We start from the raw sequence: 17,510 nt of genomic DNA on the forward strand, positions 1-17,510 counted from the left end.
TTCAACGCCTTGCACAGTCCGCCACCTTGCATGGTTCGGCACCGCCGAGCCCACTCCCGCACCACTTCGGAACGGAAAGAGTCACTCACCATGGGCAGCATCGCCATCATCGGCGCAGGCAACGTCGGCCAGGCCATCGCCGGCCACATGTCCTTCAAGGGACACGACGTACGGATCTTCGACAGGTGGGGTCGCGATCTTGAACCGATCAAGGCCAACGACGGCATCGACATGACCGGAGACGTGGAGGGCCACGGCACCCCCTCCGTGCTGACGACCGACCTCACGCACGCCGTCGGCGGCGCCGAGGTGGTCATCGTCGCCGCGCCCGCCTTCGCGCACGCCTACCTGTCCAAGGAGCTCGCCGCTGTCCTCGCGCCGGACCAGCTCGTCCTGTTCCAGCCGGGCGTCCTCGGCAGCGGTGTGGAGCTCGCGCGCATGTTCGCGATCGCCGGTCGGCAGCCCTGCCTCATCGCGGAGACGCCGACCAGCCTGTACACGTGCCGGCTGCGCCGCCCCGCGCATGTCTACATCGGGGCGATCAAGCACGCCGTCCCGCTGGCCACCGTGCCCAGTGCGGACACGCCCCGGGCTCTGGACATCCTGCGGACGTACTTCGGCGACCGGTACGTGCCGGGTGAGGACACGCTGACCGTCGGGCTGAACAACTGCAACCCCATCTACCACGTGCCGCCGGCGGTGCTGAACTTCAAGACGGTCGAGGACGCCGACTGCCACCCGCTGCACAGCCTGGTGACACCGCGCATCGCGGAGGTCATCGACGCCCTCGACCGCGAACGCCTCGCCCTGGCGGACGCCCTCGGCGTGAAGGCGGCCAGCTTCTGGGACTTCCTCGACACCGCCTACGGGGTGACCGAGGGCAGCTTCGTCGAGCGCATCGTGCAGGGCTACGGCCGTCAGGGATTCCCCGAACCGGACTCGGTCAAGCACCGGTACTTCACCGAAGACGTCCCGTTCGGGCTGGTCATCTGGAGTTCGCTGGCCGCGCAGATCGGACTCTCCTTGCCCCTGACCGACTCGTTCGTCGCCCTGAGCACAGCCCTGTGCGGACAGGACTTCGTGGCCGGTGGGCGCACGGCGCAGACGCTGGGCCTGCTCGGCTCCGATGTCGACGGCATCCGGGCCGCGTTCGTCGACGGCGCGGTGTGAACGTGCCGTACCGGCCGTACCCGTAACCCGCCGCACGCCGGAGCCGCACGCCGGACCAGCCGCCCGCGGTCCCAGAAGGCGCAAGGCCGTCTGGGGCCGCGGCCGCGCGTTGAGTCCGTCAGCGCGCTAGGTTGGCGTGATGCGTGATCTGCACACCGATCGTCTTGTGCTCCGCGGCTGGCGGAAGTCCGACCTTGACCCGTGGGCGGCCATGAATGCTGATCCGCGGGTCCGGGAGTACTTCCCGGACATCCTCACCCGGGAGCAGAGCACGGCATCCGCGGCCCGTTTCCAAGCCGACCTCGACCGGCGAGGCTGGGGATGGTGGGCGGTGGAGGTCAGGGCAACCGGCGAGTTCATCGGGTTCACCGGGCTCGATCCGGTGGATGAAGGGATGCCGTTCACCGGGGTGGAGGCCGGCTGGCGGCTGGCCCGCCCGGCGTGGGGACACGGCTATGCCACCGAGGCCGCCCGAGCCGTGATGGCCTTCGGCTTCGAACAGCTCGGGCTCGCGGAGATCCTCGCGGTGACCACGGCCACCAACCTGCGTTCGCAGGCAGTGATGCGCCGTATCGGCATGACCCGCGATCCAGCCGACGACTTCGACGACCCGAGCGTGCCCGACGGACCGCTGCGCCGGAGTGTGGTGTACCGGCTCCGCGCCGAAGAGCGGCAGCCCGCTCGGCGGGTGCCGGACAGCGGTTGACGGTTCGCGGCTCGGGGCCACCGGCTCTGCCGGACGGCGGTCACCACACCGAGCCGCCTCACGCCTGGGCCGGCCCGGGGATGCCCAGCCGGCCGGCTACGGTGGTGAGGGTCGTTCCCAGCGGGAGCGCGACCCGGGTGACGGCGTGCCGGTCGCCCCGGGTGGGGTCCAGGTTGACGATCAGCACCGGTTTCCCGGCCTGGGCCGCCTGGCGGACGAACCGGAGCCCGGACATCACCGTCAGTGACGAGCCCAGGACCAGGAGCGAGGACGCCTCACGGACCAGTGTGCGGCAGTGCTCGACCCGAGCCGGCGGAACGGCCTCGCCGAAGAACACCACGTCCGGTTTGAGGATGCCGCCACAGACCGTGCAGGGCACCACGCGGAAGTCCCCGACCTGTTCGTCGGTGAGGTCGGCGTCACCGTCCGGGTTGATTCCGGCAGCCACCGGTTCGAAGCCCACATTGGCCTCCTCCAGCCGCCGGGCGAGGTCGTGGCGCGGGCTGAAGGCGCCGCAGGAGAGGCAGACGACCCGGTCCAGGCTTCCGTGGAGTTCCACCACGTCCTCGCTGCCGGCGGCCTGGTGCAGGCCGTCGACGTTCTGCGTGATCACACCCGAGAGCAGGCCGTGCCGCGCGAACGCGGCCACGGCCCGGTGCCCGGCGTTGGGGCGGGCGCGGCCGAAGGTGCGCCAGCCGAGGTGGCTGCGCGCCCAGTACCGACGCCGGGCCTGGGCGTTCGCTGTGAAGTCCTGGTAGGTCATCGGGGTGTGCCGGCTCAGGCTCCCGCCCTCGCCCCGGTAGTCGGGGATGCCGGACTCCGTGGACAGGCCCGCCCCGCTGAGCACCAGCACACCGCCGGCGCTCAGGGCATCGGCGACCGGCTCCGGGTCGGTGCTGCCCGGCGGCAGGTCCTCGGTGGGGGTCCAGTTCACAGTGGGGCGCATACGCATGCCGCAAGGGTACGGAACAGACCGCCACCCTCCGCTGTGCGCGGCGCCGGACGCGACCTCGGCAACGTCCCCCGCCCGCGGCCAGTGCCGTTGCGCGGGCGGCGGGTCTCCCGGAGCACACGTCGCTCTCGCCACGCCGAACCATGATGTCAGTCTGCGATCGGTGGCCGGTCCGAGCCAGGGGTTCTCAGCCCCTGGGCGAAGGACCCCCTGGTTGTCCGTGACGGGCGGGCTCATGGTGGGGAGGGAGCACCGGCTTCACCGGTGAACCTGGGCGCAGCCCGCCCGACACGACCCAGATCCATAAGGAAAAATGCCATGGACATCTCCGGCAACACCATCTTCATCCCCGGTTCCACCAGTGGCATCGGTCTCGCCCTCGCCCTCGAACTGCGGGCCAAGGGGAACACCGTCATCATCGGAGGACGCCGCGCCGAACTGCTCGAGAAGATCGCCGCCGAGCACCCCGGTATCGGCACCGTCCGGATCGACACCGCGGACCCCGCGAGCATCACCGCCGCCGCCGAAGAGGTGCTGAACCGGTACCCGGACCTCAATGTCCTGGTCACGATGGCCGGGATCATGCACATCGAGGACTGGCACCAGCCCGAGTCGTTCCTGGCCTCCGCCGAGTCCGTGGTGACGACCAACGTACTCGGGCCGATCCGGCTCATCGCCGCGTTCATCGAGCACCTGCGGGCACAGCCGGACGCCACGATCGTCACCGTCTCCTCGGGCCTGGCGTTCGCTCCGCTCAAGGTCACCCCCAGCTACAACGCTTCGAAGGCCGCGATCCACATGCTCAGTGAGTCGATCCGGCTCCAGCTGACCGACACCAGCGTGAAGGTGGTGGAGCTGGTGCCGCCGTCCGTACGCACCGAACTGCTGCCCGGCCAGGAGGAGAATGAACTGGCCATGCCGCTGGATGAGTTCGTGGCGGAGGTCATGGCACTGCTGGAGGCCGAACCCGAGGCCAAGGAGATCCAGGTCGAGCGGGTGAAGTTCCTGCGCCACGGCGAGGCACGCGGTGACTACGACCAGGTCGTCCGGACACTCAACGCCTCCGACCCGCACGCCAGGTAACCGCGCGGACAACCGCCACCGCTGCTCCGCCCCCTCGGCCGCTGGGCCGGGCGCGGCGGTCGGGACGGGGGCTCGCCCGGCGGTTGGGCCGTCCGCTCTCGCGGTGGCGGCCGCCACCGCCGGCGGTCGCCGGCGTCGACCTCGCCTCTTTGTCGCCGCACACACTCCACGGGCCCCACGTCCTCACCGCGATCGGCCTCACCCGCGAGCAGGCCGCACCACCACCGCCACCGAGATCGACCAGTCCGCCGACCTCATCACCCGAACCGCACATACCATGGCACCGGCGCCGGCCGGCGTGGCCTGACGTATCGACGGCGAGGTCGACGAGACGTCGCAGACCGTAGGGCGGGTGGTGGTGGCGGAGGGCGCGCGGATCGAGTCCTCGCTGATCGGCCAGGTCACCCCGGCGCCCTGCGTGCCCAGCGCGCACCGACTCGTCCTCGGAGACCACAGCAAGGTGCAGATCCGTTCATGAACATTCTCGTCACCGGTGCGGCCGGCTTCATCGGCTCCCACTACGTCCGCACCCTGCTCGCCGATGGCGCGGCCCGCGTCACCGTCCTCGACAGACTCACCTACGCCGGCACCCTCACCAACCTCGAACCGGTCCTGGCCCGCCTGGAGTTCGTCGTCGGGGACATCTGCGACGCCGGTCTGGTCGACACTCTCATGGCCGACGCCGACCAGGTGGTGCACTTCGCGGCGGAGTCCCACGTCGACCGCTCCATCACCGGCGCGGCCGCATTCGTCCGCACCAACGTGCTGGGCACCCAGACCCTGCTGGACGCGGCCCTGCGCCACGGCGTCGGCCCGTTCGTGCACGTGTCCACCGACGAGGTCTACGGCTCCATCGCCTCCGGCTCCTGGCTCGAGGACCATCCGCTGAGCCCCAACTCGCCGTACTCCGCGTCCAAGGCCTCCTCCGACCTGCTCGCCCTGGCCTACCACCGCACCCACGGCCTGGACGTCCGGATCACCCGCTGCTCCAACAACTACGGGCCGAACCAGTTCCCGGAGAAGGTCATCCCGCTGTTCGTCACCAACCTTCTCGACGGACACAAGGTCCCGTTGTACGGGGAGGGCGGCAACGTCCGCGACTGGCTGCACGTCGCGGACCACTGCCAGGGCATCGAGCTGGTGCGGACCGGGGGCCGTCCCGGCGAGGTCTACCACATCGGAGGCGGCGCCGAACTGAGCAACAAGGAGTTGACCGGTCTGCTGCTGGAAGCCTGCGGGGCCGGCTGGGAGATGGTGGAGTACGTCGAGGACCGCAAGGGACACGACCTGCGGTACTCGGTGGACTGGGGCAAGGCCCGCGACGAACTCGGCTACCGGCCGCGGCACGACTTCGCCGACGGGCTCGCCCGCACCGTCGCCTGGTATCGCGACAACCGTGACTGGTGGGAGCCGCTCAAGCGCCGCATCCGTCAGGGACGCGCATGAGGTGGCTGGTCACCGGCATCGGCGGCGGCCTCGGCCGCGACACGTCGGCGAACTGCGTCGGCGCGGCGAGGACGTGACCCCTATGCACCGTGCCGCCCTGGACATCACCAGCCCCGGGTCCATGAGCAGCTACCCCGCCCGACGTCCCGGCACCGCGGCGGAGGCCGCCGACGCCGTGGTCTTCCTCGCCGGCGACGAGGCGTCCCGCATTCACGGCGTGCTGCTGCCCGTCGACGGCGGAGCCCTGACCCGTGAACCACCCGTGCCCCGGGCCAGGCAGCGCCATGCGGGCTGCCTCACCCGGGGCGCATCGCGCTGCCTGTTCTCTCGCTGGGCGCCGTTGCCTGCCGGGAAGTGCGCGGCGATACGGCGATACGATGCAAGCGCCGCCCGCAGTGGAGAACCGTTGATGCTCAGTGCCCCCGGGGGAGCCGCCATACGCGTCTGTCACGCCGGCGCGGCTCACAACCCTGAGGAGATCAACATGAGTTTCGCACTCCACCCCGACCTCGCCCGCGCCGTGCGGTCAGCGGCCGTCGGCACACCGAAGCCGGTGGCCCGCGACGACTGGCGGCAACTGCGCGCCGATGGGGAGAAAGCCCTCGCGGCCATGGAAGCCACCCTGCCCGAATCCGCGACCGTGAGCCGCCAGGACTTCACCGCCACGTCCTACGACGGACAGCAGGTACTGCTGCGCTGGTACACCCCGCCCCATCACACCGAGGCACCCGAACCCACCGGTCCCGCGGTCCTCTACCTGCACGGTGGCGGGATGATCCTGGGTTCTGTGCAGTTGTTCGACCGTGTGGTGGCGCAGTACACCGCCGACAGCCAGGTGCCGATGCTGGCCGTGGACTACCGGCGCGCCCCCGAACACCCCCACCCCGCACCGGTCGAAGACTGCTGGGCGGGACTGGCTTGGCTCGCCCAGCACGCGGCAGAGCTCGGAGTCGACCCGGAGCGCATCGCCGTCATGGGCGACAGCGCCGGCGGCGGGCTGGCCGCCGCGACAGCCCTGCTCGCCCGGGACCGCGGCCTGCCGCTGGCACGGCAGATCCTCATCTACCCGATGCTCGACGACCGCAATACCCGTCCCGACCCCGTCCTGGAACCCTTCGTCGGCTGGAACTACGACAACAACCACACCGGCTGGCACGCCCTGCTGGGCGACACCGTCGGCACCCCTGACGTACCCCCCACCGCGGCCCCCGCCCGCGCCGAGAGCCTGGCCGGTCTCCCCGCCGCCTACATCGAGGTGGGAGAGCTGGACATCTTCCGCGACGAGTGCCTCGACTACGCCCGCCGCCTCACCGGCGCCGGGGTCTCCGCCGAACTGCATGTGCACCCGGGCTGCCCGCACGGTTTCGACCGCATCGCTCCCACCGCCGATATCGCGCAACGCTCCCGCGCCGACAGGATCCGTGTCCTGCGCGCCCTGTGACAGCCCTTGCGCCGAGCGGGACGTAGGCAAAAGACAAAGGCAAGGAGAACTCTCTCCTTGCCACTCTCAACGTATAGCGCACTGGGGGGCTTGCCGCAAGACCCGGGTCACGGCGCAGAATCGTCGGCCGATGCCCCGACCTGGGGGCATGGGGAGGCACGAGGTGTGTGTTGTTGTCGACGTATGGGGGACGCGGTGATGTCCTCGAGCAGTACGTGGTGGATCTCGAAGATGTCGACGAGACGCGGGTCGCGCTCGTCGGCGGCAAGGGCGCGCACCTGGGCGGGCTGTCGCGGGTCGACGGCGTCCGCGTGCCGGGTGGCTTCTGCGTGACGACGGATGCCTTCCGGCGGGTCATGGCGGACGTGCCGTCGATCGACGACCGGCTCGATCAGCTGTCGCGCCTGAGCCCGGACGACCGGGAGGCGATCCGCACGCTCAGCGCGCAGATGCGCGAGACCATCGAAGGCACTGCCATTCCGGGCGAGCTCGCGGCGGCGATCACCCGCGCGCTCGCCCAGCACGGCGAGCAAGCCGCCTACGCCGTCCGATCCAGCGCGACGGCGGAGGACCTGCCGACGGCCTCCTTCGCCGGCCAGCAGGACACGTACCTGAACGTCGTGGGGCCGACGGCGATCCTCCAGCACATCAGCCGGTGCTGGGCCTCGCTGTTCACCGAGCGGGCCGTGACCTACCGCCGGCGCAATGGCATCGACCACCGTACGGTCCACATGGCCGTCGTCGTGCAGCGGATGGTCTTCCCACACGCCTCCGGCATCCTGTTCACGGCCGACCCCGTCACGGGCAACCGGAAGGTCGCCACCGTGGACGCCGGCTTCGGCCTCGGTGAGGCCCTGGTCTCCGGCCTGGTGAACCCGGACGTCTTCACGGTGCGAGACGGCGAAGTCGTCGCCAAGGCGATCGCCGCCAAACAGCGTGCCGTGCAGGCCCTGCCGGCCGGTGGTACGCGGGAAGTGGCGATCGACGCGCAGCGGCAGGAGCAGCCGGCGCTGACGGATGCGCAGGCCGTGCGGCTCGTGCGGCTCGGGCGGCGGATCGAAGCGCACTTCGGCCGCCCGCAGGACATCGAATGGTGCCTGACCGACGATGGCTTCCGGGTCGTCCAGAGCCGGCCGATCACGACGCTGTTCCCCATCCCCGAGACCGGTGACCAGGAGAATCACATCTACGTCTCCGTCGGTCATCAGCAGATGATGACCGACCCCATGAAGCCCCTGGGGCTCTCCATGTGGCAGCTGACGGCCATGGTGCCGATGCACGAGGCGGGCGGGAGGCTGTTCGTCGACGTCACCCGGCGCCTGGCCTCGCCCGCGAGCCGGGCCGGCCTCCTGGACGTCATGGGGCGAGGCGATCCGCTGGTCAGGGACGCGCTGGAGACCGTCCTCGGCCGCGACGATTTCGTCCCGTCGTTCCCGGACGCGGATCCCGGCGGGCCGCCGGCCGGCAACGCTTCCGCCCCGATCGAGACCGATCCGGCCATCGTCACCGAGCTGATCGAGCGCAGCCAGGCGTCCATCGCAGCCCTGGAGCGCGACATCCGGACGAAGACCGGACCGGCGCTGTTCGACTTCCTGCTGGAGGCCTTCGAGGAGCACAAACGAGTCCTCGGTGATCCGCTGAGCCTGAAGGCGATCATGGCGGGGATGGAGGCCACGTGGTGGCTCAACGACAAGCTGGGGGAGTGGCTGGGGGAGAAGAACGCGGCCGACACGCTCACGCTGTCCGCCCCCGACAACGTCACGTCGGAGATGGGACTGGCGCTGCTCGACGTCGCGGACGTGATCCGCCCGCATCCGGAGGTGGTGGCGTTCCTGCGGGACGTCGAGTACGTCGAGGACGACGCCTTCCTGGACGAGCTGGCGAAGCTCGCGGGCGGGACCGAAGCGCGCGACGCCATCGAGGCCTACCTCGACCGGTACGGCATGCGCTGCGTCGGCGAGATCGACATCACGCGGCCGCGTTGGCGCGAGTGCCCCACCACACTCGTGCCCGTGATCCTCGACAACATCAGGAACTTCGAACCGGGCGCCGCGAAGCGGCACTTCGAGCAAGGGCGGCAGAAGGCGCGGCAGAAGGAACAGGACGTGCTGTCACGCTTGCGGGCCCTGCCGGACGGGGACCGGAAAGCCGACGAGGCCAAGCGGATGATCGACCGGGTCCGGACCTTCATCGGGTACCGGGAGTACCCCAAGTACGGCATCATCAGCCGCTACTTCGTCTACAAGCGGGCCTTGCTGGCGGAGGCCGAGCGCCTCGTGCGGGCCGACGTGCTGCCTGAGCGGGAGGACATCTTCTACCTCACCTTCCAGGAGCTCCACGACGTCGTGCGCACGCACCAGGTGGATCACCAGCTCATCCAGCGGCGCAAGGACGCGTTCCGCTCGTACCACGCACTCACCCCGCCCCGGGTGCTCACCTCGGATGGCGAGGCCGTCACCGGGGCGTACCGGCGCGACGACGTGCCGGCCGGTGCCCTGATCGGCCTGCCGGTTTCCGCCGGGACCATCGAGGGACGGGCCCGCGTCATCCTCGACATGGCGGAGGCCGAGCTCGAAGCGGGCGACATCCTGGTCACGACCTTCACGGACCCCAGCTGGTCGCCGCTGTTCGTCGGCATCGCGGGCCTGGTGACGGAGGTGGGCGGCCTGATGACCCATGGCGCGGTGATCGCCCGGGAGTACGGCTTGCCGGCCGTCGTGGGCGTGGAGCGGGCCACCCGGCTGATCCGGGACGGGCAGCGGATCCGTGTGCACGGAACCGACGGGTACGTCGAGATCCTGCCGTGACCTCTGTGAACTCCCCGTGAAATCAGTGGAGTTGCTACCTTGGCAGGCAGTCCGACATCATCGGCACTTCGATCATTTGGGGGGTTTGTATGAGAGTACTGAGACACGGGGCCTTAGCCCGGACCGTGGCCGTCTTCTTCGCCGTCCTCGCCGTCACGCTGGGCCTGTCGGTCCAGGCCGACGCGGCAGAGACCGTCGACGATCCGGGTGGTCTGACCGGACTGACGTTCACGTCGGTCAACAGTGGCCGCAACCTCGACCTCCAGAACGGCAACACCGGGGACGGCGTGTTCATCGTCACCAATTCCGCCCCCGGTTACCACCAGAAATGGACGGCCAGGTTGCAGGCCGACGGATCGTTCACCCTGGCCAACGACGTCAGCGGCAAGTGCGTCCAGGCCGGCCTGCCGCTCACGCAGCGTCCGTGCTCCGGATCGTCCGGCCAGCGCTGGTACTTCCAGCCGGTGAACGGCGCCGACGACACGTTCATGATCCGCAACGCCGGTGACGACAAGTGCATCGACGTCGTGCTGGCCTCCCAGAGCAACGACGCGTGGACCGACACCTACGGGTGCAACGGTACCGCCGCGCAGCAGTGGCGCATTCCCTCGTCGGGCACCGATGCCGCGTTCAGCGCCGCCGTGACGTACGCGTCCCACCGCTGCCAGACCAAGGCGGCGACCTGCTCCTGGACGAAGGGTTCCCAGGCCCCGGCCGAGCCGCTGCCGAAGCAGTGCGTCTCGCCCGGCTGGTACAACGGCACCGAAGCGCCTGTGCCGTGGACGTTCTCGCTGACGACGACCTCCGGCTGGTCGAGCGAGCTGAGCGTGTCCTTCCAGTCGACCGTCGGCGCGACGAGTCCGGTCCAGGCGAGCGTCACCTCGACCATCACCGGCAGGGTCACGTACAACCTGAGCGAGGCACTCGGGAACAGCCTGGTCATCAGCGTCCCGTCGCACCAGTACGGGTGGGTGGCGCTGTCGGAGCTGGCGACGAAGGTGACCGGGGAGTGGACCTTCGACGCAGGCGGCTACCCGTGGACGGCGCACGACACCGTCACCGTTCCGCTGCTGAGCGACGACCAGGGGCGGGCCAGCATCTATCTGGTCGAGACCAGCCCGGAACCCCCGACCTGCGGCGGCTGAACCAGTCGGCGGGTCTGTGCCGGCAGAACGCCCCCACCCGCATGGGTGGGGGCGTTCGCGCTCGGCTGGTTCAGCCGCTCGCCTCGCCCGTGTGCCGTGTCTGGCCGTGGTGACGAACTCGTGGTCGTGACGAGGCGAGCGTCGGACACCATCCGGCTGGCCCCATGGATTCGGGCCCGGGGCGCAAGCAGGATCGTGCCATGCGATCCATATCCGCTGGTGACTCCTCAAGCTCTCCCCGCTTTTCCGGCCTTTCGGCCCTGTCTGTGACGCGGCGGCGTTTGCTGGCCCGCGCGGCCGGTTCAGCCGTAGTGGGTGCCGTCTCGGTCCTGGGCCCGGCCGCGCGTGCGTCCGCCGCGCCGACGGCCGCTGCCGGGCCCGTACGGCTGGAACTGCCCCGCCCCACGGGCCCGTGCGCGATTGGCGTCACCGAGCTGCGTCTGGTGGACCGGACGCGTCGCGGCCCCTGGTGGGCGGGGGACGCGGCCGGGCAGTTCCGGGAGCTCATGGTGAGTGTCTGGTACCCGGCCGATCGCGCCGCGGCTAAGGACGGGCCCCGGGCGCCCTATATGCGTCCGGGCGCGGCAGCGGTCTTCGGGGCGGGCGCGGCGAAGATCCTCGAGGCCGACCAGGGGGCCATCGACTGGGCCGGGTTCGGCACCCATGCCCGTGTCGGAGTGGCCGCGGCGTCCGGGGGCGGGCCCCGTCCCGTGGTGCTGTACTCGCCGGGCATGTACAACGAGCGCACGCTCGACACCACCGCCGTGGAGGAGCTGGCGAGCCACGGCTATGTCGTGGTCACCGTCGACCCCGTGCACGAGGCGCATGCGGTCGAGTTCCCGGACGGCCGCGTGATCGAGCCCGCGCCCGGTCTCGGCGCCATCGAGGCGGACGCCGAACGGTCCAGGGCGGCGCTGGAGGTCCGGGTCGCCGACATCCCGTTCGTCCTGGACCAGTTGGCCGTGCTCGCGCGCGGCGGCAACCCCGACGCCGGAAAGCGGTCGCTGCCGCGGGGTCTGGAGAAGGTCCTGGACCTCGCACGCACCGGCATGTTCGGGCATTCGCTGGGCGGGATGACGACCGCGGAGGCGATGCGCGTGGACCGTCGTATCCGCGCCGGGGCCAACTTCGACGGGCCGCTGGGTTACGACTGGACCGACCCCGAACTGCTGCTGCCGGTCGCCCGCACCGGTCTGGACCGGCCGTTCCTCCAGATGGGGGCGTGGCTCGCGGTCCCGTCCGGCAGGCTGCCGCACACCCACGAGCATTCCCCGTCATGGCGGGCGATGTGGCGCAACTCCACGGGCTGGAAGCGCGATCTGTGGACGGAGGCGGCCGAGCACAATTCGTTCACCGACTACCAGACCGTCCTCCCGGGGCTCGCCGAGCGGCTCACGCTGCCGGACGGACTGCCGTCCCGGATGATCGGCACCGTCGATCCGGCGCGGTTCGCCGCCAGCCGGCGGGCCTATCTCACCGCCTTCTTCGACCAGCACCTACGCGGCCGCCACCAGCCGCTGCTCGACGGCCCCTCGCCGCTCCACCCGGACGTGCGGTTCATCGGCTGAGACAGCGGGGTGTGGTGGGTGGGGATCGGCACCGGGGGAGTGACAGCCGATGCATTCAGTGCGGCCAGAGGATACAGCCACTGATGAATGCTCTCAAGAGAATCTTCCCCCCAGCCGCGATGTCAGGGGGTGGGTATCCGGCCAGGGGTGTGAGTGGCGTTATGGGCGTGGCTAGAGTTAATTTGCGATCTCGGAGCGGAGGACAAAAATGCGTGACCTTCTTCAGGCGTTGGAGTCCGGCGACGCAGGAGAGGGTGATTTCCGGAACTTAAAGATTCCTGAGAATTACCGGGGAGCCGTGGTACTCGCTGACGAGATACACATGTTCGAGGGTCTGCGGACCCACGAGAAGCATCCCGAGAAATCGCTGCACGTGCGCGATGTGCCGACTCCCGAGCCGGCCCCCGGCGAGGTGCTCGTCGCCGTGCTCGCCAGTGCGATCAACTACAACACCGTATGGAGCGCGCTCTTCGAGCCGATCCCCACGTTTCACTTCCTCGCTCGGTACGGGCGGACCGGCGCCGCGGCCAAGCGGCACGACCTGCCCTATCACGTGGTCGGGTCCGATCTGGCCGGTGTCGTCCTGCGCACCGGCGACGGCGTGGTGGACTGGAAGCCCGGCGACCGCGTCGTCGCGCATTGCCTCAGCGTCGACCTGCACACGCCCCACGGTCACGACGACGCGATGCTCGACCCCGAGCAGCGGATATGGGGCTTCGAGACGAACTTCGGCGGCCTCGCCGAGATCGCCCTGGTCAAGGCGAACCAGCTGATGCCGAAGCCCGCGCACCTGACCTGGGAGGAGGCGGCCGGCTCCGGGCTGGTGAACTCGACCGCCTACCGGCAGCTGGTGTCCCGGAACGGCGCCCGGATGAAGCAGGGCGACGTCGTCCTGATCTGGGGAGCCGGGGGCGGGCTCGGTTCGTACGCCACCCAGCTCGTCCTCAACGGCGGTGGCATCCCGGTCTGCGTCGTCTCGGACGAGCGCAAGGCCGACCTGGTCCGCGCCCAGGGCGCGGAGCTGGTCATCAACCGGGCCGCGGAGGGGTACCGCTTCTGGACCGACGACGACCGGCAGGATCCGAGCGAGTGGAAGCGCTTCGGCAAGCGGATCCGGGAGCTGACCGGCGGTGACGATCCCGACATCGTGTTCGAGCACCCGGGACGCGCGACGTTCGGCGCGAGCGTCTACGTGACACGTCGGGGTGGCACGATCGTCACCTGTGCGTCAACCTCGGGATATGAGCACGCCTTTGACAATCGGTACCTGTGGATGTCCGTGAAGCGGATCATCGGTACCCACTTCGCGAACTATCGTGAGGCGTGGGAGGCGAACCGCCTGATCTGCAAGGGGATGGTGCACCCGACGCTGTCGGTGACCTACCCGCTCGACGACGTCGGGTCGGCGGTGCGCGATGTGCATCGCAATGTGCACAACGGCAAAGTCGGCGTCCTCTGTCTGGCGCCGGAGGAGGGATGGGGCGTGACCGACCCGGAGATGCGGGAGAAGCACTTGGCCGAGATCACCCGGTTCCGGGCTCCCCAGGTCGCGGCCGAGGGGGTGCGGTGAGCTCGGAACTCTGGCTGCGGCAGTTCTTCCCCACGCCCGAGGCCCCGGTACGGGTGGTGCTGCTGCCCCACGCCGGCGGATCGGCGACGTTCTACCTTCCGCTGGCCCGTGCACTCGCCCCGGTGGCGGACGTGTACGCCGTGCAGTACCCCGGCCGCCAGGACCGCCGCGACGAGGAGGCGGTGCGCGACCTGCGTGTTCTCGCCGGCCTCGTGGCCGAGGCGTTGAAGCCGGGGCTGGACCGGCCGCTGGTGCTGTTCGGCCACAGCATGGGCGCGACACTCGCGTTCGAGCTGGCCCAGCGGCTCCCGGTGGCGCACCTGATCGTCTCGGGCCGGCGGGCGCCGTCGCAGCCGCGCGCCGACCAGGACCACCTCGCGTCCGACGACGAGCTGCTGGCGGCGGTCATCGGCCTCGGCGGGACGAGCGCCGATGTGATGGCGGACGACGAAATGCGCGCGCTGATCCTGGCGCCGTTGCGGGCGGACTACTACGCGGCGGAGACGTACCGGTGGGAGCCCGCGCCGCCGCTGGAGACGCCGATCACGGTGTGCATCGGTGACGACGATCCGAAGACGACGGTGGAGCAGGCCCACGCCTGGGCCGGGCACACGACCGCGCCGACCACGGTGGAGGTCTTCCCCGGCGGCCACTTCTACCTCGTCGACCACCAGGAGCGGCTCGCCGAGCTGGTGGCCCAGGGGGTACGGCGGGTGGCGCCGGGGGCGGTCGGCTCCTGAGGGAACGGCACGGCCCTAGATCACATCTTCCCGTCTGTAGCAGATCATCCCGCCAGGCTGAATCACAGCCGTACAGATCAACAAGCCATGTGATGCCTATGGGTTTCCACGACGGTCGCGAGGTAGTTCCATTCGTGATAGCGCGCTTATCTCCCCCAGACCTGATCGCCCGCGATGACGAGTTCGGTTCCCTCCACCGGGCGCTCACCCGAGCGGGGGGCGGGCGGGGCGTCGTCGCCGCCGTCACCGGGCCGATCGCCTGCGGCAAGACCGAACTCCTCGACGCCGCCGCGGCCAAGGCCGGCTTCGTCACCCTTCGCGCGGTGTGCTCCATGGAGGAGCGGGCCCTGCCGTACGGCATGCTCGGCCAGCTCCTCGACCAGCCCGAGCTGGCCGCCCGGACACCGGAGCTGGTCCGGCTGACGGCATCGTGCGAAAACCTGCCGGCCGACGTCGACAACCGCCTGGGGACCGAACTCACCCGCACGGTGCTGACGCTCGCCGCGGAGCGGCCCGTACTAATTGGCATCGACGACGTGCACCACGCCGACGCGCCGTCGCTGCGCTGCCTGCTCCACCTCGCGCGCCGCATCAGCCGGGCCCGTGTCGCCATCGTGCTGACCGAGCTGCTCCGGCCGACGCCCGCCCACTCCCAATTCCGGGCGGCACTGCTGAGTCTGCGCCACTACCAGGAGATCGCGCTGCGCCCGCTCACCGAGGCGCAGACCACCGAACTCGTGCGCCGGCACCTCGGCCAGGACGCGCACGACGACGTGGTGGCCCAGGCGTTCCGGGCGACCGGCGGCAACCTGCTCCTCGGCCACGGCCTGATCGACGACATCCGGGAGGCACGGACACGGACCTCAGGGTGCCTGGAAGTGGTCGCGGGGCGGGCGTACCGGCTCGCCTACCTCGGGTCGCTCTATCGTTGCGGCCCGGCCGCGCTGAGCGTCGCCCGAGCTTCCGCCGTGCTCGGCGAGAGTGTCGAACTCACCCTCGTCCAGCGGATGACCGGCCTCGACACCGAGGCGGTCGAGCAGGCCCACGAACAGCTGGTCGAGGGGCGGCTGCTGCGGGAAGGGCGGTTCCCGCACCCCGCGGCCCGCTCCGTCGTACTCGACGACCTCTCCGCCGCCGAGCGGCGTGGCCTGCACGAGCTGGCACTGGAACTGCTGCGGGACCGCGGCGTGGCCAGCAAGGTGCTCGCCCGCCACCAGATGGGTACCGGCCGGGTGCACGGCGCCGAGGTCGCCGGGCTGTTCACCGACGCCGCGCGCGAGCACCACCTGCGCGGCGAGCTCGACGAGGCCGTCACCTACCTGGAGTTCGCCTACCGGGCCTCCGACGACCCCGCCGTCCACGCCGCACTGCGCGTCGACACCGCCGCCATCGAGCGGCTCTGCGATCCCGCCAGATCCGGCCGGCATGTGCCCGAGCTGCTCACCGCGTCGCGGGAACGGCTCCTCTCCAGCGAGCACGCCGTGTCGCTCGCCTGCTGGCTGGCGATGGACGGGCGGCCGGGCGAGGCCGCCGAGGTCCTGGCGACCCAGCGCTCCGCCGCCCCGAGCGAGCAGGGCCGGGCGCACCTGCGCGTCGCGGACCTGTCCCTCGCGCTCATCTATCCCGGCGCGGCCGATCCGCCGCGTCCGGCCGATCCGCCGGCCGAGGACGAGGTCGCCTCGTTCTCCGGAGCCGTCCGGCACCGCGCCGTCGCCGACAAGGCCCTGAGCAACGCGCTGCGCGGCTGGTCCGAACAGGCCGAGGCCAAAGCCGAGTACGTGCTCCAGCACTCCCGGGTCACGACGGACCGGACCACGACCATGATGGCGTTGCTGGCCCTGCTCTACGCCGAGGACACCGATGCCGTCCAGTCCTGGGTCGACAAGCTGGCCGGTGACGACAACATGCGGACCCCGGCCGACGAGGCGGTCCGCGCGGGGTTCCGCGCCGAGGCCGCGCTGCGCCGCGGCGACCTGACCGCCGCCGTCGAGTGCGGCGAGGCCGCGCTCGCCCCCCGGGTCGTGCCCTCCTGGGGGATGGCCGCCGCATTGCCGCTGAGCAGCACCGTGGCCGCCGCGATCCGACTGGGCGACCTCGACCGGGCGGAGCGGTGGCTCGCCGAGCCGTTGCCGGAGGAGACCTCGGACAGCCTCTTCGGACTGCACATGGTCTGGGCCCGTGGGCAACACCATCTCGCGGCCGGGCGGTACCGGGCGGCGTACAACGCGTTCCGGGACTGCGGGGAGCGGATGCGACGCTGGTCCGTCGACGTGCCGGGCCTGGCCCTGTGGCGGGTCGACGCCGCCGAAGCGCTTCTGCTGCTCGGCCGCGGCCGTGACGAGGGGCTGAGGCTCATCTCCGAGCAGCTGTCCCGGCCGATGGGGTCCCGGGCGCGGGTGATGACGCTGCGGGTGCAGGCGGCCTACAGTCCGCCGGCCAAGCGGATCGAACTGCTCGACGAGGCCGCCGATCTGCTCATCATGTGCCGCGACCAGTACGAGCTGGCCCGCGTCCTCGCCGACATGGGCGAAGCGTGCGGCATGCTCCGGCGGCACAGCCGTGCGCGGGGCCTGTTCCGCCGCGCACGGCACCTCGCGACCCAGTGCGGAGCCGTGCCGCTCCTGCGGCGGCTCGGTGGGGAGTCCTCGGACGCGGACGGCAGCCAGGACGTGACGCCGGCGCAGCGGATCACATCGCTGACCGAGGCGGAGCGGCGGGTGGCGTCGCACGCCGCGGTCGGGCGCACCAACAAGGAGATCGCCAGCCAGCTGTTCGTCACCTCCAGCACGGTGGAACAGCACCTCACCAACGTGTTCCGCAAGCTGGGGGTGAAGGGCCGTCAGCAGCTGCCCAAGGAGCTGTCCGACGCCGGCTGAGCCGCC

The 17,510-nt window shown here is 70.6% G+C and carries 12 protein-coding genes and 1 pseudogene; 12 read left to right on the top strand and 1 reads right to left on the bottom strand.

Features of this window, described 5'->3' with window-relative positions; all coding sequences use genetic code 11:
• Positions 1-90 precede the first annotated feature (90 nt).
• Together PS467_RS39355 and PS467_RS39360 are read left to right on the top strand one after the other, a co-directional pair.
• Positions 91-1,170, top strand: coding sequence for an NAD/NADP octopine/nopaline dehydrogenase family protein (locus tag PS467_RS39355; protein ID WP_268976471.1), 1,080 nt, complete (start codon positions 91-93; stop codon positions 1,168-1,170).
• Positions 1,171-1,309: 139 nt separating this feature from the next.
• Positions 1,310-1,876: a GNAT family N-acetyltransferase gene (locus PS467_RS39360; protein WP_311039313.1), complete on the top strand. Its 567-nt coding sequence runs from the start codon at positions 1,310-1,312 to the stop codon at positions 1,874-1,876.
• A gap of 58 nt (positions 1,877-1,934) precedes the next feature.
• Here the strand turns inward: PS467_RS39360 and PS467_RS39365 are convergent, their stop codons facing one another.
• Complete coding sequence (locus tag PS467_RS39365; RefSeq protein WP_311039314.1) at positions 1,935-2,828, bottom strand: NAD-dependent protein deacetylase; 894 nt, start codon at positions 2,826-2,828, stop codon at positions 1,935-1,937.
• 318 nt (positions 2,829-3,146) lie between these two features.
• Here PS467_RS39365 and PS467_RS39370 point away from each other — a divergent pair, with 318 nt between their 5' ends.
• The 10 genes and pseudogenes from PS467_RS39370 to PS467_RS39415 all read left to right on the top strand — a co-directional run bounded on the left by PS467_RS39370 (position 3,147) and on the right by PS467_RS39415 (position 17,504).
• Entirely contained in the window at positions 3,147-3,911 is a 765-nt protein-coding gene (locus PS467_RS39370; protein WP_311039315.1) for an SDR family oxidoreductase, read from the top strand.
• A gap of 307 nt (positions 3,912-4,218) precedes the next feature.
• Positions 4,219-4,389: pseudogene (locus PS467_RS39375) on the top strand (glucose-1-phosphate thymidylyltransferase); the annotation flags it as partial.
• On the top strand, positions 4,386-5,357 hold the full coding sequence (gene rfbB, locus PS467_RS39380) for a dTDP-glucose 4,6-dehydratase (RefSeq protein ID WP_311039316.1): 972 nt from the start codon (positions 4,386-4,388) through the stop codon (positions 5,355-5,357). The pseudogene PS467_RS39375 and the gene rfbB, both read left to right, overlap by 4 nt.
• Before the next feature lie 484 nt (positions 5,358-5,841).
• Complete coding sequence (locus PS467_RS39385; RefSeq protein ID WP_311039317.1) at positions 5,842-6,798, top strand: alpha/beta hydrolase; 957 nt, start codon at positions 5,842-5,844, stop codon at positions 6,796-6,798.
• A 167-nt stretch (positions 6,799-6,965) separates the two neighbouring features.
• Positions 6,966-9,605: a rifamycin-inactivating phosphotransferase gene (rph, locus tag PS467_RS39390; RefSeq protein ID WP_311039318.1), complete on the top strand. Its 2,640-nt coding sequence runs from the start codon at positions 6,966-6,968 to the stop codon at positions 9,603-9,605.
• An 89-nt stretch (positions 9,606-9,694) separates the two neighbouring features.
• Positions 9,695-10,750: an RICIN domain-containing protein gene (locus PS467_RS39395; RefSeq protein ID WP_311039319.1), complete on the top strand. Its 1,056-nt coding sequence runs from the start codon at positions 9,695-9,697 to the stop codon at positions 10,748-10,750.
• Positions 10,751-11,061: 311 nt separating this feature from the next.
• Complete coding sequence (locus PS467_RS39400) at positions 11,062-12,318, top strand: alpha/beta hydrolase family protein (RefSeq protein ID WP_311039320.1); 1,257 nt, start codon at positions 11,062-11,064, stop codon at positions 12,316-12,318.
• Positions 12,319-12,526: 208 nt separating this feature from the next.
• Positions 12,527-13,888 carry a crotonyl-CoA carboxylase/reductase gene (ccrA, locus tag PS467_RS39405; RefSeq protein WP_311039321.1) on the top strand — a complete coding sequence of 454 codons (1,362 nt, stop codon included), beginning with the start codon at positions 12,527-12,529 and terminating at the stop codon, positions 13,886-13,888.
• Positions 13,885-14,628 carry a thioesterase II family protein gene (locus PS467_RS39410; protein ID WP_311039322.1) on the top strand — a complete coding sequence of 248 codons (744 nt, stop codon included), beginning with the start codon at positions 13,885-13,887 and terminating at the stop codon, positions 14,626-14,628. Before ccrA ends, PS467_RS39410 begins: the two co-directional genes overlap by 4 nt.
• Before the next feature lie 134 nt (positions 14,629-14,762).
• Positions 14,763-17,504, top strand: coding sequence for a helix-turn-helix transcriptional regulator (locus tag PS467_RS39415; RefSeq protein ID WP_311039323.1), 2,742 nt, complete (start codon positions 14,763-14,765; stop codon positions 17,502-17,504).
• Positions 17,505-17,510 lie beyond the last annotated feature (6 nt).

Origin of the sequence: Streptomyces luomodiensis, assembly GCF_031679605.1 — a bacterium.
Lineage (GTDB): Bacteria > Actinomycetota > Actinomycetes > Streptomycetales > Streptomycetaceae > Streptomyces > Streptomyces luomodiensis.